Source organism: Pseudomonas sp. c313 (assembly GCF_055407145.1).
The window spans coordinates 102,509-117,471 of record NZ_JBUZRD010000008.1 but is presented as its reverse complement, the minus strand read 5'-3'; the positions used below and the strand labels follow the sequence as shown (position 1 = coordinate 117,471).

Here is a 14,963-nt window from a genome sequence, read left to right as displayed (position 1 = left end):
TGTAGGTACGGCCCTTATCCTTGGGCGCGACACCATTGTGCAGGGTCGCTCGGGCGGCCCTGCTGACGAATAGCGAAGTACAGCGCCGGGGTATCCTGGCCACCACTGTTACCGACAGTGGAGATGGATTCACCGGCTTTTACAAGATCACCTGCCGCTTTGAGCAAAGTCTGATTGTGGCCGTAAAGGCTCAAATAGCCATTGCCGTGGTCAAGAATCACCAGCAAACCGGCGCCGCGCAGCCAATCGGCAAACACCACGCGGCCACCGTGAACGGCGTGCACCTGGCTGCCGGCGGAGGCGCTGATCATCACGCCATCCCATTTGGTGCGGGTGTCATCGCCACGGGTTTGACCAAAGCGTGCAAGCAATCGACCATCAACTGGCCATGGAAGTTTGCCGCGAGCTGAAGCAAAAGGTCCGCCAAAGGATTCGCCTGTGCTGGAAACCAGTGGTCCAGGGGCTGCGCGCGCCGATTTACGCGGGGCGTCGGTGGCGACCGCCTCGGCCTCACGCTGGCGCTTTTTTTCTGCTTCCTGCTGGGCGATCAGCGCTTTTTGCCGCGCCTCTTCAGCCTCACGAGCCTGGCGTGCCAGGGTTTCCTCGATGGTTTTCAGTACTTTACCCAGGTCGGCCTGGTCTTGCTGACGGGCCTGTAGCTTGGCATCGCGGGCCTTCACGTCATTGTTGAGCTTGGCCAGCGCCTGCTGGCGCTCCTTGCGGACCTTGTCCAGCTCATCGCGCTGGGTGTCGAGGCTGCTTTTCTGCTCCAGCAATTGCGTCTGTTGCTGGGCTATTTCCTGCTCGACATTGGCCAGCTGGCGCAGGGTCTCGTTGAAGCTTTGCAACTGCTCCAGGCGGGCCTTGCTCAGATAGTCATAGTAAGTGAGGGTGCGGGCGAATTTTTCCGGGTTTTGCTGGTTGAGCAGCATCTTGAGGTATTCCTGGCGGCCGTTCTGGTAGGCGGCGCGGGCCTGGATAGCGATCAGGTGTTGCTGTTCAACGCGGGCGCTCTGGAGTTTTTTTTTCTCACCGTCGAGCCGCTCCAGTTCCGACTCGCTCTTCTTTAGTTCCTTTTGCAACTCCTGGACCTGCTTCTCCAGATTGCCCATCTCTGTTTCCGTACCGCGCAGGTCTTTCTGCACGCCGGATTTTTCTTCCTGGAGTTTGCCGAGGAGTTTCTTCAGCTCAGTAATATCCTGACGCGTGGCGTCCAACTGTTGTTGGGTTTGCGCGCGCTCGTCGGCAAAGGCCGGTTGGAGCAGGCAGACAAGAGCAAGGGTAATCAAGGCGCGAAGCATAGAGGCGGGCGACACCAGGGAAAGGGACGGCCTAGTATGCCCGCCAAGCGCTGCAAAAAAAACGCCTCAAAGCCAACTGCTTTGAGGCGTTCGTCATAAAAAGCCGTTTATGGCTGTTTCATTGGTCGGTTTTGCGGTTAAACCAATATCGAAGTGCCAGTCATCTCTTTCGGCTTCTCCAACCCCATCAACATCAGCATGGTCGGTGCCACGTCTGCCAGCACGCCGCCTTCACGTACTTTCAGGTCGCGCTTGCCGACGTAGATGAACGGTACTGGCTCGGTGGTGTGGGCGGTATGTGCCTGGCCGGTGGATTCGTCGGACATTTGCTCGCAGTTGCCGTGGTCGGCAGTGATCAGCGCTTCGCCGCCGACTTTTTCCAGTGCGTCGACGATGCGGCCCACGCACAGGTCCAGGCATTCCACTGCTTTGACTGCCGCTTCCAGGTTGCCGCTGTGGCCGACCATGTCGCCGTTGGCGTAGTTGACGACGATCACGTCATAACGCTGGTGCTCGATGGCATCGACGATCTTGTCGGTGACTTCTGGTGCGCTCATTTCCGGCTGCAAGTCGTAGGTGGCGACTTTTGGCGACGGGATCAGGATGCGTTCTTCGCCCGGGAACGGTTCTTCGCGACCGCCGGAGAAGAAGAAGGTCACGTGGGCGTATTTCTCGGTTTCGGCGATACGCAGTTGGGTCTTGCCGTTTTTCGCCAGGTAATCACCCAGCACGTTTTCCAGGCTGCCCGGGGCAAAGGCCGACGGGGCCGGGATGTTGGCGGCGTATTGGGTCAGCATGACAAAGTGGGCTTTTGGCTGGCGGGCGCGCTCGAAGTCCTTGAAGTGGTCATCGACAAACACATGGCTCAGCTCGCGGGCGCGGTCGGCGCGGAAGTTCATGAACACTACGGCGTCGCCGTCTTCCACTTTGACCGGCTCACCGATGGTGGTGGCCTTGACGAACTCGTCGCTCTCGCCACGGGCGTAGGCGGCTTCCAGGCCTTTCTGGGCGGTGGCGGCGTTGAACTCGGCGTTGCCGTCGACAATCAGGTTGTAAGCCTGGGAGACGCGATCCCAGCGGTTATCACGGTCCATGGCAAAGTAACGGCCTACCAGACTGGCGATACGACCCTTGCCGAGGGTCTTGAAGGCTTCGTCCAGCAGTTCGATGGACGATTGCGCGCTTTTCGGTGGGGTATCGCGGCCGTCGAGGAAGGCGTGCAGGTAGATCTTTTCGGCGCCGCGCTTGAAGGCCAGTTCGGCCATGGCGATGAGGTGGTCCTGATGACTGTGTACGCCACCGTCTGACAGCAGTCCCATGAAATGCACGGCTTTACCGGCAGCGACGGCTTTATCCACCGCTACGCAGATGGTCGGGTTCTCGAAGAACTCACCGTCGCGGATGGATTTGGTCACTCGGGTGAAGTCTTGGTATACCACTCGTCCGGCGCCCAGGTTCATATGGCCGACTTCCGAATTGCCCATTTGACCGTCCGGCAGGCCTACATCCATGCCCGAACCCGAGATCAGGCCGTTCGGCACCGTGGCGCTCAGACGGTCCAGTACAGGCTTTTTGGCCGAGTACACGGCGTTGTCGTGGTGGCTTTCACTGTGTCCGAAGCCATCGAGAATTATCAGGACCAAAGGTTTAGGCGTGGTAGTCATAGATCCTCTCGCGGCGGTATTAAAGGAAGGCAATTGAAAAGGGAGTGGCAGTTTAAAGCGAAGTTCCGGTGACGTCACCGCTTTACGGGGGTTGGCCGGCCATGGTGGCTGTGTATACTTACCGCCATTTTAACGCCCTGGAACCTCCTTGATGGTTGATCACCTGATTGCATTCGCCACTTCCCACTATTTGCTCGTCGGTGCCTTCGTCATATTGCTGGCGCTGCTGATCGCTCACGAAATGAGCCGCGGTGGCCGCAGCCTCAGTACTGCTGAGCTGACCGCGCTGGTCAACAAGGATGAGGGCGTTGTGGTCGACATTCGTCCGGCCAAGGATTTCGCCGCCGGTCACATTGTTGGCGCGCTGAACATTCCCCAGGACAAGCTGATTGCACGCCTCGGCGAACTGCAAAAGCACAAGGACAAGACCATCATCCTGGTCGACGCCCAGGGCCAGCACTCCGGTGGTCACGCCCGCGAGATGCTGAAATCCGGTCTCACCGCCGCCAAGCTGTCGGGCGGTATCTCCAGCTGGCGCGCCGATAACCTGCCATTGGTGAAGTGATATGAGCCAGGTTGTCGTGTATTCCAGCGATTGGTGCCCTTACTGCATGCGGGCCAAGGCCTTGCTGGAAAAGAAGGGCGTTGCCTTCGAAGAGATCAAGGTCGATGGCAAGCCACAGGTGCGCGCCGAAATGGTCCAGAAAGCGGGACGCACGTCCGTGCCGCAAATCTGGATCGGCGCCCGGCACATCGGTGGATGCGACGACCTGTTCGCCCTGGAGAGCGCTGGTAAATTGGATGCGCTGCTTCACGTCTGACTCCTAAACCCTAAAAGACCCCAAGATCAAGAAGGATCTGCGATGACTGACCAACAGAACACCGAAGCGGCAGCAGAAGAGGCTCAAGGCCCACAATTTTCCCTGCAGCGCATCTATGTGCGTGACTTGTCATTCGAAGCGCCAAAAAGCCCGGCGATCTTCCGCCAGGAGTGGACGCCAAGCGTCGGCCTGGATCTGAACACCCGTCAAAAGGCACTGGAAGGCGACTTCCACGAAGTCGTACTGACCCTGTCGGTCACCGTCAAGAATGGCGAAGAAGTCGCTTTCATCGCTGAAGTGCAACAGGCCGGTATCTTCCTGATCCAGGGTCTGGACGAAGCCTCCATGAGCCACACCCTGGGCGCGTTCTGCCCGAACATCCTGTTCCCGTATGCCCGCGAAACCCTGGACAGCCTGGTCACCCGTGGCTCGTTCCCGGCGTTGATGCTGGCTCCGGTGAACTTCGATGCCCTGTATGCGCAAGAGCTGCAGCGCATGCAACAGGAAGGCTCGCCGACGGTTCAGTAAGACGTCGATGTAGCCAAAAAAAAGCGCCGTTGCCGGCGCTTTTTTTATTTGAAGCCCAACTGCCGCCAACCTTCGTAGACGGCGATGGCTACGGTGTTTGACAGGTTCAGGCTGCGGCAGCCTTCACGCATCGGCAGACGCAGGCGATGTCCATCGGGCAGGGCGTCGAGCACGTCCGCCGGCAGGCCCCGGCTTTCCGGGCCGAACAGGAAGGCATCGCCTTCGGCAAAGCTGGCATCATGAAATGGCCGCGAGCCTTTGGTGGTGAAGGCGAATAGTCGTGGATAGTTCAGGCTTTCCAGGCAACTGGCGAGGTCTGCGTGGCGTTGCAGGGTGGCGTACTCGTGGTAGTCCAGGCCCGCCCGACGCAGGCGCTTGTCGTCCATGTCAAAGCCCAGGGGCTCGATCAAATGCAGGTGGCAGCCACTGTTGGCGCACAGCCTGATAACGTTGCCGGTATTCGGCGGAATTTCTGGTTGAAAAAGGATGACGTGAAACATGCACGGCTCCGAAGGCAAAGATGCGCTGCATTCTACCCCTGAAGAAGATCCCAGGCCGAAGCTATTGCCACGGGTTTTGGGCTCGTTGGCGATTGTCGGGTTGATGGTGGGTTTGATGATTGGTCGTTTGACCACTGCGGACCCTGTTGAGCTGCAACAGGTGGAGCCGACGGCCGATGGCTTGCTGGTGTGGTTCAACAGCGAACCCAAGCTCCATGGCGAGCACATTGATGGCACCGTGGCGCTGTTGTTCGACGCGCTGGGCAAGGCTCAGGGCGGACAACTGAAGGTCAGCGACAAGGATGTGAACTGGCGGGTACGCAAGACCGACGGTGGCTTGCTGCTGAACCTGGTGGCGGCTCGGCCGTTGCGCGGGGAATGGTCGGGAGAGAAGGTCGATGGCCGCTGGCGGCTCAAGATCCATCTCCAAGAGCAATAAAAGAGGGAGTTCCCGGCCTGCCTGTACCAGGGCTCCCAAAACGGTTTGAAGTGCGACGCGGATCGCATCAAGCACCCCGGATGTAAAGAAGGGGATTCTCGGCCTGCCTGTACCAAGGTCCCCGAAACTGGGTAGTGATAGAGGTATTGCAGGGGGCGTGCCAAGGTTGTTCAGGTGTGCCAAAAAATCTCAGCAAGAAGCGAAAAGCCCCGGGTTACGGGGCTTTTGCGTTTTCAGTGCTTAAGAGTTTTTAAGCAGTGCAGGCGTTTAACGCCTGGGGTTTGTGCGCGGTCCTGGATCGTGGTGCATTGAAGCAGTGCACGTTTTGATCACGGGCAAGCCCGGCCCGCCCTGGATCTTCGGTGTGGTTGAGGGCGGAAATCAGCCCTCGTCACCCTCGTCATCATCCCCGCCATCGACCTTCATCCCCAGTTCCTTGATCTTGCGGGTCAAGGTATTGCGGCCCCAACCCAGCAATACGGCGGCGTCGCGACGGCGGCCGGCAGTATGCTTGAGGGCGGTTTCGATCATGATCCGCTCAAAGGCCGGCACGGCACTGTCCAGCAGGTTTGACTGGCCGCGTGCCAGCGCCTGGTCAGCCCATTGGCGCAGCGCCTGCTCCCAGTTGGTCACGGGTGCCGAATCCTGCGGTAGGCTCAGCAGTTCTGGCGGCAGGTCGCTGATGTGCACTTCGCGCCCGGACGCCATCACCGTGATCCAGCGGCAGGTGTTTTCCAGCTGGCGCACGTTGCCCGGCCATGGCAGGTTCTTCAGGTATTCCTCGGTTTCGGTCTTCAGCAGCTTCGGCTCGACTGCCAGCTCCTGCGCGGCGCGGGCGAGGAAGTGGCGGGCCAGGGTCGGGATGTCTTCGCGGCGGTCCGACATCCGTGGGATATGGATGCGGATCACGTTGAGGCGGTGGAACAAGTCTTCACGGAATTTCCCGGCCTGCACCAGGGTTTCCAGGTTTTGGTGAGTCGCGGCGATGATCCGCACATCGACCTTGACCGGCGTATGCCCGCCGACCCGATAGAACTCGCCGTCCGCCAATACTCGCAGCAAGCGAGTCTGGGTGTCGGCCGGCATGTCGCCGATTTCATCGAGAAACAGCGTGCCGCCATCAGCCTGTTCAAAACGGCCACGGCGCAGGTTGGCCGCGCCGGTGAACGCGCCTTTTTCATGGCCGAACAGCTCGGACTCCATCAAGTCCTTCGGGATCGCCGCCATGTTCAAGGCGATGAACGGCGAAGCCGCCCGTGGGCTGTGACGGTGCAGGGCGTGGGCCACCAGTTCTTTACCGGTACCGGACTCGCCGTTGATCAGCACGGTGATGTTGGAATGGCTCAAGCGCCCGATGGCGCGAAACACTTCCTGCATCGCCGGCGCTTCACCGATGATTTCCGGGGTACGGGTCAGGGTTGGCACAACCTCTTGGCCTTGCTGTTCCTGGGCGTGCTGGTTGGCGCGCTTGACCAGTGCGACGGCTTCGTCGACGTCAAACGGCTTGGGCAGGTATTCAAAGGCGCCGCCCTGATAGGAGGCGACAGCACTGTCCAGGTCCGAATGCGCGGTCATGATGATTACCGGCAAGCGCGGGTGCTGCTCGCGAATCCGCGCCAGCAAGTCCAGGCCACTGGCGCCGGGCATGCGGATGTCGGAGATGATCACGTCGGGCTGCTGGCGGGCCAGGCGGCTCATCACCCCGTCGGCGCTGTCGAAGCTCTGGGTGGTCATGCCTTCCTGTTGCAAGGCTTTCTCAAGGACCCAGCGGATGGAACGGTCGTCATCGACGATCCAGACAGTTTCACTACGGCTCATGTCGATGGGGCTCCTTGTTCCAGTGGCAGGAAGATCGAGAACGTGGTGTGGCCAGGATGGCTTTCACATTCGATCAGGCCCTGGTGCTGGCTGATGATGTTCTGGGTAATGGCCAGGCCCAGCCCGGTACCGTCCGGGCGGCCGCTGACCATGGGGAAGAAGATGGTGTCCTGCAATTCGGCAGGAATGCCTGGACCGTTGTCGATGATCTCGACCTTGGTCACCAGGCGATGGCGCACATGGCCGATGGTGAACTGGCGCAGGGCGCGGGTGCGCAGGCTAATGCGGCCCAGGCGCAGTTCGTTTTGGCTGCTGATGGCCTGCATGGCGTTGCGCACGATATTGAGCACCGCCTGGATCATCTGTTCGCGGTCGATCAAGACGTCGGGAATACTCGGGTCATAGTCGCGCACCAAGGTGATGCAGCCCTGGCTTTCAGCTTCTACCAGATGGCAGACGCGCTCCAGCACTTCATGGATGTTGGTCATCGCAAGCGACGGTAGCTTGTTGGAGCCGAGCATGCGGTCCACCAGGTTACGCAGACGGTCGGCCTCTTCGATGATGACGTTGGTGTAGTCCTTGAGGTTCTCGTCCGGCAGCTCACGGGCCAGCAACTGTGCGGCACCGCGAATCCCGCCCAGAGGGTTTTTGATCTCATGGGCCAGGCCGCGCACCAGCATTTTGCTGGTTTCCTGCTTGGACAGTTGCGCCTCCTCCTTGGTGATCCGCAGCAGGCGGTCACGAGGATGGACTTCCAGCAGCAGCAAGGTAGTGCCGTTGCTCAGGATGGGTGTAACCGCGTAGTCGACCGTCAGGGTCTGGCCGGTGAGGGCGGTGAGCATCGCTTCGCGCTTGGTGAACGGGTGCGCCTGCTCCACGGCCTGACGCAAGGAACTCAGGGCCTCAGCCGACTCAGTGAACAATTCGCTGATGAACTGCCCATGGCTGCGCTGACCGCTGATGGCCAGCAGCATCTCCGCCGCGGGGTTCATGTACTCAAGGCGCAGTTCGTCGTTGAGCAGGATGGTCGCGGTGGTCAGGTTATCGAGTAGCAAACGGTGCAGTGCGTCGCTGATGGTCATTAGGACCTCTTTTGGAGCAAGGCGCAGGCTTGAGGCATGCGCTGATACAAGGAAAATGCAAAAACCAAACCAAGGCTCCGAAAAGAAGCGTTAAAGCCCTGAAATAAGGGTTTAAGGCGCGAAACTGTAGCGTTCTGCCAACCTGGACGGGAAGTTTCGAACCAAAATGGGCTGGTCATGTGGGAAGGGTGCAGGGTATCGCACCAATATAGTGCGACTTTGTAAGGGCTGCATGAGGCGGCTACGGGTACTTACCCTTTGTAGATACACAATTGCGCGGTGGCGCGGATCATTGCCAGTTGCCGTAATGGATCAAGGGGTTGATGAACAGCCTTTGCCAGCCACTGTGGGCATTGTGGATCGCTACGCTGGGGGGTGAAGTCTGCCAGTTGTTGCAGCAGGCGCTTTTGCAGTTGATCCAGTTGCGGGCGAATCTGCCCGACCAAGTCCGGACGCGGCTCGTTGGGCGCGTTGCCCTGCAACTGCCAATCGGACAAATGGGCGTACTGCACCAGTTTGTTCGCCTCAATCTGTGCCGAGAAAAATTGCTCGGCCTGCGCCGGCGCCAGTTTGTAGTCTGCGGCCTGGGCGACGACGCTGGCGATCACGTCCTGCTCCCGTGGATGGTCCTCGACGGGCTTGTGGCTATCCCATTTGCTCAAGGCTACCTGGTCGGCAATCGCCAGACGTTCGGCGATGCTGGCGAGCAGTGGCGCGAGGGTGGGTGGCGCGGCGGATGCGCTGGCGCTGATGGCCAGCAAGATAAAGGCGAGTTTGAATTTCAACGGAGAACCCTCTGTGGGAGCGAGCTTGCTCGCGATGGTCGTTAACGATAACGCGTAAATATTGAAGAAATGCGGCGTTCTTGAGTTTTTCGCGGGCAAGCCCGCTCCCACAGGGTTTTGCGGGCAAAAAAAAGACCTCCCGAAGGAGGCCTTTTTTCGTCACGCCACGTTAAGCAGCGCTACCGGATCAGCAGCTGTAGTACAGCTCATATTCCAGTGGGTGTACGAAGGTGCGGACCTTGATTTCTTCTTCGCTTTTCAGGGCGATGTAGGCATCGATAAAGTCGTCGCTGAACACGCCGCCTTTGGTCAGGAACGCACGGCCCTTGTCCAGCTCTTCCAGGGCTTCTTTCAGGCTGCCGCACACTTGTGGGATCTCTTTGGCCTCTTCAGGCGGCAGGTCGTACAAGTTTTTGTCGGCTGCGTCGCCTGGGTGGGTCTTGTTCTGGATACCGTCCAGGCCGGCCATTACCAGGGCAGCGAAGGCCAGGTATGGGTTGGCTGCTGGATCCGGGAAGCGAGCTTCGATACGGCGAGCGCGAGGGCTGGACACGTAAGGAATACGGATCGAAGCGGAACGGTTGCGAGCCGAGTAGGCCAGCATTACTGGAGCTTCGAAACCTGGGACCAGACGCTTGTAGGAGTTGGTCGACGGGTTGGTGAAGCCGTTCAGGGCCTTACCGTGCTTGATGATGCCGCCGATGAAGTACAGGGCGGTGTCAGACAGGCCGGCATAACCTTCGCCAGCGAAGGTGTTCTTGCCATCTTTGGCGATGGACAGGTGAACGTGCATACCCGAACCGTTATCGCCGTACAGCGGCTTAGGCATGAAGGTAGCGGTACGGCCGTAGGCATCAGCCACGTTGTGTACGCAGTACTTCAGGGTCTGAACTTCGTCAGCCTTGGCAACCAGGGTGTTGAACTTCACACCGATTTCGTTCTGGCCGGCAGTTGCCACTTCGTGGTGGTGAACTTCGATGACCAGGCCCATTTCTTCCATGGCGTTGCACATGGAGGTACGGATTTCGTGGTCGTGGTCGAACGGCGGAACCGGGAAGTAGCCGCCTTTGACGCCTGGACGGTGGCCTTTGTTGCCGCCTTCCACGTCCTGGTCGGACATCCACGAACCTTGTTCGGAGTAGATCTTGAACATCGAGCCCGAGATGTCGGACTTGAACTTCACTTGGTCGAAAATGAAGAATTCTGGCTCCGGGCCTACGAATACGGTGTCGCCGATACCGGTCGACTTCAGGTATTCCTCGGCACGCTTGGCGATCGCACGTGGGTCACGATCATAGCCTTGCATGGTCGAAGGCTCGATCACGTCGCAAACCAGGATCAGGGTTGGCTCTTCGGTGAACGGGTCGAGTACGGCGGTGCTGTCGTCCGGCATCAGGATCATGTCGGAAGCTTCAATGCCTTTCCAGCCAGCAATGGAGGAGCCGTCGAACATTTTGCCTTCTTCGAAGAAGGCGTCATCCAGCGCGTCGCGAGCCGGCATGGTCACGTGGTGCTGAGTGCCTTTGGTGTCCGTGAAGCGCAGATCAATCCATTTGACGTCATGATCTTTGATGAGTTGAACCGACTTCGACATAGTGTCCTCCGGGTGGCTTCGGGCTGGGTAGTGGAGTTAGCCCTTAAATGTGGGTGATGCCGGCGCGAATACTCTGCCAAGGCAACCTGCCTCACAAGAGAGCAAATTGCATGCCAGTGCCCCGCCATGGGTTTTTTGCCTTAAAAAGGCCCCTATAAAGGTGCAAAGGGCCAAAGCGGGGGAAATAACGCACCGCAATGTAGCGCATGAAATCACAAATGCCCCGATTTAGTGCGCGAAAAGCCGACCGCATATTAACTGGTTAAACCTTGAGCGATTTCCGCTATAATCCGCGCCCCCCTTTTTCGGCTGGGCCTGCGCGCACTGTTTTCATGAAATTAATCGTTAAAGTCTTCCCTGAGATCATCATCAAGAGCCGACCGGTACGGATGCGTTTCATCCGTCAATTGGCCAAAAATATCCGTGCCGTGCTCCGCGATCTGGACCCGGCGGTGGTGGTGAGCGGTGTGTGGGACAATATCGAACTGGAAACCCGCATTACAGACCCCAAAGCCTTGAAGGACATGACCGAGCGCCTGAGCTGTGTGCCGGGCATCGCGCACTTCCTGCAGGTCGACGAGTACCCGCTTGGCGATTTCGACGACATCACGGCCAAGTGCAAGCAGCACTACGGGGATGTGTTGGCGGGCAAGGTTTTTTCCGTGCGTTGCAAGCGTGCTGGCAAGCACACCTTCAGCTCCATGGATATCGAGAAATACGTCGGCAGCCAGCTGCGTCGTCAGTGCGGCGCCGCCGGAATTTCCCTGAAAGAGCCGCAAATTGAAGTGCGGATGGAAATTCGCGACCAACGGTTGTTTGTGATTCACAGCCAGCACGACAGCATCGGCGGTTACCCGCTGGGCGCCCTGGAACAGACCCTGGTGTTGATGTCTGGCGGTTTCGATTCCACGGTGGCGGCCTACCAGATCATGCGGCGCGGGCTTATGAGCCACTTCTGCTTCTTTAACCTGGGCGGGCGTGCACACGAACTGGGCGTGATGGAAGTCGCGCATTACATCTGGAAAAAATACGGCAGCTCCCAGCGTGTGCTGTTTGTCAGCGTTCCTTTCGAGGAAGTCCTGGGAGAAATTCTCGGGAAAGTCGATAACAGTCATATGGGCGTAGTATTGAAGCGTATGATGTTGCGCGCTGCGTCCCGAATCGCGGATCGGCTGGAAATCGATGCACTGGTTACCGGTGAAGTGATTTCCCAGGTGTCCAGCCAGACCCTGCCGAACCTGTCGTTGATCGACTCTGTGACCGAAAAGCTGGTGTTGCGCCCGCTGATTGCCAGTCACAAGCAGGACATCATCGACCTGGCGACCCAGATTGGCACGGCGGATTTCGCCAAGCACATGCCGGAATACTGCGGGGTCATTTCGGTGAACCCCAAGACCCACGCCAAGCGCAACCGCGTGGAGTACGAAGAACAACAGTTTGACATGGCGATTCTCGAGCGTGCGCTTGAGAACGCTAAACTGGTGCCGATCGATCGCGTAATCGACGAGTTGGGCCAGGATTTGCAGATCGAAGAAGTCAGCGAGGCTCTAGCCGGTCAGATCGTCATCGACATCCGTCACCCGGATGCTGCTGAGGACGAGCCGCTGGAAATCGCTGGCATCGACGTACAAACGTTGCCGTTCTATGCATTGAACGCACGTTTCAAGGAACTGGATGACAGCCGTCAGTACCTGTTGTATTGCGACAAAGGCGTGATGAGTCGCCTGCATGCCCACCATTTGCTCAGTGAGGGGCATGCCAATGTGCGCGTTTATCGACCGAGCTAAGAGCCCGGGGCTGTTCGCCTGTGGTCTGCGTCACCGGCCCCCCGACTCTGCCGTCAAGCTGTAACGGCAAGGCCTGACTCTACTGTTAATCGCTGCCACGACCTGTCAGCACACCGAATCCTCTGATCGAGATACACAAGTGATCGAAAATCTACGCAACATCGCCATCATTGCTCACGTTGACCATGGTAAAACCACCCTGGTAGACAAACTCTTGCGTCAATCCGGCACTCTGGAGCGCAACGAGCTTAACGACGAGCGCGTGATGGACTCCAACGACCAGGAGAAAGAGCGCGGTATTACCATTTTGGCGAAAAACACCGCCATCAACTGGAACGGCTACCACATCAACATCGTGGACACCCCGGGCCACGCCGACTTCGGCGGCGAAGTTGAACGCGTAATGTCGATGGTTGACTCCGTTCTGCTGCTGGTTGACGCTCAAGACGGCCCTATGCCGCAAACCCGTTTCGTGACCAAGAAGGCTTTCGAAGCCGGCCTGCGTCCAATCGTGGTGATCAACAAGGTTGACCGTCCAGGCGCACGTCCGGACTGGGTTCTGGACCAGATCTTCGACCTGTTCGACAACCTCGGTGCTACCGAAGAACAGTTGGACTTCAAAGTCGTCTACGCCTCGGCCCTGAACGGCATTGCCGGTCTGGAACACACCGACATGGCTGAAGACATGACCCCGCTGTATCAGGCCATTGTTGACCACGTCCCGGCTCCACAAGTTGACCGTGACGGCCCGTTCCAGATGCAAATCTCGGCACTGGACTACAACAGCTTCCTGGGTGTTATCGGCGTTGGCCGTATCGCTCGTGGTCGCGTCAAGCCGAACACTCAAGTTGTGGCTATCGACATTGACGGCAAGCGCCGTAACGGTCGTATCCTGAAGTTGATGGGTCACCACGGTCTGCACCGTATCGACGTTGACGAAGCAGCTGCCGGCGACATCGTCTGCATCAGCGGCTTCGACCAGCTGTTCATTTCCGACACTCTGTGCGACCCACTGAATGTTGAAGCGATGAAGCCGCTGACCGTTGACGAACCAACCGTTTCGATGACCTTCCAGGTAAACGACTCACCTTTCTGCGGTAAAGAAGGCAAGTTCGTCACCAGCCGTAACATCAAGGAACGTCTGGACAAGGAACTGCTGTTCAACGTTGCTCTGCGCGTTGAAGAAGGCGACACCGCCGACAAGTTCAAAGTCTCCGGCCGTGGTGAGCTGCACCTCTCGGTACTGATCGAAACCATGCGTCGCGAAGGCTTCGAAATGGGTGTTGGTCGTCCGGAAGTGATCATTCGTCTGGTTGACGGCGTTAAGCACGAACCGTACGAAAACGTGACCATCGACCTGCCGGAAGAATCCCAGGGCGCGATCATGGAACAGATCGGTATCCGTAAAGGCGACCTGACCAACATGGTTCCGGATGGCAAGGGCCGTGTGCGCCTTGAGTACAACATCCCGGCTCGTGGCCTGATCGGTTTCCGTAACGAGTTCCTGACCCTGACCTCCGGTGCAGGCATCCTGACCTCGATCTTCGACCGTTACGACGTGATGAAGTCCGGCGACATGTCCGGCCGTCAAAACGGCGTGCTGGTTTCGGTTGCTACCGGTAAGGCTCTGACTTACTCGCTGGAAACCCTGCAAGCTCGCGGCAAACTGTTCCTGGGTCACGGTGAAGACGTGTACGAAGGTCAAATCGTCGGCATCAACAGCCGCGACAACGACCTGGGCGTTAACCCAACCAAAGGCAAGAAGCTCGACAACATGCGTGCTTCGGGTAAAGACGAAACCATCGCTCTGGTTCCGCCTATCCGCTTCACCCTGGAGCAGGCTCTGGAATTCGTTCAAGAAGACGAATTGTGCGAAGTCACTCCTAAGTCCATCCGTCTTCGCAAGAAGATCCTGGGCGAAAGCGAGCGTACCCGCGCTGCGAAGAAGTCCGGTAACTAAGTTATTTAGTTAGCTGGCAAAAAAAACGCCCCCGACCGCAAGGTCGGGGGCGTTTTTGTTTGTCTGGGCTTTAATGGTCGGTGAATACCTTGCTCCCTCGCCACAAGGTATCGGTTTAGAACTTTTCCAGAACCCGAACCTTGGTATCGCGCACCACTTCCTTGGGCTTGTACGCACAATACCCAGGCCGCGGGCCAATCTTGGGGTGATTGCGGCAAGTATCCGGACGCTTGTCATAAATAGTACAAAAGCGGCTTTTACGATCCAGGTACAGGCAATCGTTATTGCTCATGCGCTGCAGGGTGAAGATCTCGGACTTCTGGTTATAGCGCTCGACGATCCCTTCCTTCTGCAAACGCTTGGCGATGTTCTTTGGCGGATCACCGCGCTCGAACTCATCGACGATGCCAATGCGGATCAAATCCTTGATCTTCACCTCAACTGGCAGCGTGCAGCAGCTGGACACGCAGCCGCCGCACATATGGCTGGAGTACTTCTGCCAAGTCTCGAGACGGTCGAGTTCGGCGGCGGCAATCAGTTGAGGCTTCATCAGGTTTCCAAGAGGGGCTTTGTCCGGGCGCGGGATCATACCGGGATTGGTGGTTTTTTGAACAATATTTCGAAGATTTCGGCTCAAAGGACGTTCGGGCACGGCCCCTGCATCCTTTTCGGTAAATGCGAATG

At 58.2% G+C, this 14,963-nt stretch carries 14 protein-coding genes; 6 read left to right on the top strand and 8 right to left on the bottom strand.

Features of this window, described 5'->3' with window-relative positions; genetic code table 11:
- Positions 1–14: 14 nt before the first annotated feature.
- Both ACZRKZ_RS20545 and gpmI read right to left on the bottom strand, forming a co-directional pair.
- Positions 15–1,301: a murein hydrolase activator EnvC family protein gene (locus ACZRKZ_RS20545; protein ID WP_463982568.1), complete on the bottom strand. Its 1,287-nt coding sequence runs from the start codon at positions 1,299–1,301 to the stop codon at positions 15–17.
- Positions 1,302–1,438: 137 nt separating this feature from the next.
- The gene (gpmI, locus tag ACZRKZ_RS20540) at positions 1,439–2,965 is read right to left on the bottom strand and encodes a 2,3-bisphosphoglycerate-independent phosphoglycerate mutase (RefSeq protein WP_463982567.1); all 1,527 of its coding nucleotides are present in this window, start codon (positions 2,963–2,965) and stop codon (positions 1,439–1,441) included.
- A gap of 151 nt (positions 2,966–3,116) precedes the next feature.
- Between gpmI and ACZRKZ_RS20535 the strand changes: the two genes are divergently transcribed.
- The 3 genes from ACZRKZ_RS20535 to secB are packed head-to-tail and all read left to right on the top strand — an operon-like array spanning position 3,117 to position 4,314.
- On the top strand, positions 3,117–3,530 hold the full coding sequence (locus ACZRKZ_RS20535) for a rhodanese-like domain-containing protein (RefSeq protein ID WP_149411310.1): 414 nt from the start codon (positions 3,117–3,119) through the stop codon (positions 3,528–3,530).
- A gap of 1 nt (position 3,531) precedes the next feature.
- Entirely contained in the window at positions 3,532–3,786 is a 255-nt protein-coding gene (gene grxC / locus ACZRKZ_RS20530; RefSeq protein WP_133101258.1) for a glutaredoxin 3, read from the top strand.
- A 42-nt stretch (positions 3,787–3,828) separates the two neighbouring features.
- The gene (gene secB / locus ACZRKZ_RS20525; RefSeq protein WP_133101259.1) at positions 3,829–4,314 is read left to right on the top strand and encodes a protein-export chaperone SecB; all 486 of its coding nucleotides are present in this window, start codon (positions 3,829–3,831) and stop codon (positions 4,312–4,314) included.
- 44 nt (positions 4,315–4,358) lie between these two features.
- On the opposite strand, the gene ACZRKZ_RS20520 is transcribed toward secB, so the two are convergent.
- Positions 4,359–4,814 carry a tRNA (cytidine(34)-2'-O)-methyltransferase gene (locus tag ACZRKZ_RS20520; RefSeq protein WP_463968980.1) on the bottom strand — a complete coding sequence of 152 codons (456 nt, stop codon included), beginning with the start codon at positions 4,812–4,814 and terminating at the stop codon, positions 4,359–4,361.
- On the opposite strand from ACZRKZ_RS20520, the gene ACZRKZ_RS20515 reads away from it, so the two are divergent.
- Complete coding sequence (locus tag ACZRKZ_RS20515; protein WP_149411308.1) at positions 4,813–5,253, top strand: hypothetical protein; 441 nt, start codon at positions 4,813–4,815, stop codon at positions 5,251–5,253. The two genes, ACZRKZ_RS20520 and ACZRKZ_RS20515, sit on opposite strands and share 2 nt — an antisense overlap.
- A gap of 381 nt (positions 5,254–5,634) precedes the next feature.
- Here the strand turns inward: ACZRKZ_RS20515 and ntrC are convergent, their stop codons facing one another.
- The 4 genes from ntrC to glnA all read right to left on the bottom strand — a co-directional run bounded on the left by ntrC (position 5,635) and on the right by glnA (position 10,532).
- Positions 5,635–7,071 (bottom strand): nitrogen regulation protein NR(I), encoded by a 1,437-nt coding sequence (gene ntrC / locus ACZRKZ_RS20510; RefSeq protein ID WP_463968981.1) that lies wholly within the window; start codon positions 7,069–7,071, stop codon positions 5,635–5,637.
- Positions 7,068–8,153, bottom strand: coding sequence for a nitrogen regulation protein NR(II) (gene glnL, locus ACZRKZ_RS20505; protein ID WP_463968982.1), 1,086 nt, complete (start codon positions 8,151–8,153; stop codon positions 7,068–7,070). The genes ntrC and glnL overlap by 4 nt, the downstream gene beginning before the upstream one ends.
- A 251-nt stretch (positions 8,154–8,404) precedes the next feature.
- Positions 8,405–8,938, bottom strand: a complete 534-nt coding sequence (locus tag ACZRKZ_RS20500; protein ID WP_463982566.1) for a chorismate mutase — start codon at positions 8,936–8,938, stop codon at positions 8,405–8,407.
- Between the two features lie 187 nt (positions 8,939–9,125).
- Positions 9,126–10,532, bottom strand: a complete 1,407-nt coding sequence (gene glnA, locus ACZRKZ_RS20495; RefSeq protein WP_133101264.1) for a glutamate--ammonia ligase — start codon at positions 10,530–10,532, stop codon at positions 9,126–9,128.
- A 332-nt stretch (positions 10,533–10,864) separates the two neighbouring features.
- On the opposite strand from glnA, the gene thiI reads away from it, so the two are divergent.
- Together thiI and typA are read left to right on the top strand one after the other, a co-directional pair.
- On the top strand, positions 10,865–12,319 hold the full coding sequence (thiI, locus tag ACZRKZ_RS20490; RefSeq protein WP_463968984.1) for a tRNA uracil 4-sulfurtransferase ThiI: 1,455 nt from the start codon (positions 10,865–10,867) through the stop codon (positions 12,317–12,319).
- A 139-nt stretch (positions 12,320–12,458) separates the two neighbouring features.
- Positions 12,459–14,279 (top strand): translational GTPase TypA, encoded by a 1,821-nt coding sequence (typA, locus tag ACZRKZ_RS20485; RefSeq protein WP_463968985.1) that lies wholly within the window; start codon positions 12,459–12,461, stop codon positions 14,277–14,279.
- Between the two features lie 115 nt (positions 14,280–14,394).
- On the opposite strand, the gene ACZRKZ_RS20480 is transcribed toward typA, so the two are convergent.
- On the bottom strand, positions 14,395–14,829 hold the full coding sequence (locus tag ACZRKZ_RS20480) for a YkgJ family cysteine cluster protein (RefSeq protein ID WP_133101268.1): 435 nt from the start codon (positions 14,827–14,829) through the stop codon (positions 14,395–14,397).
- Positions 14,830–14,963 lie beyond the last annotated feature (134 nt).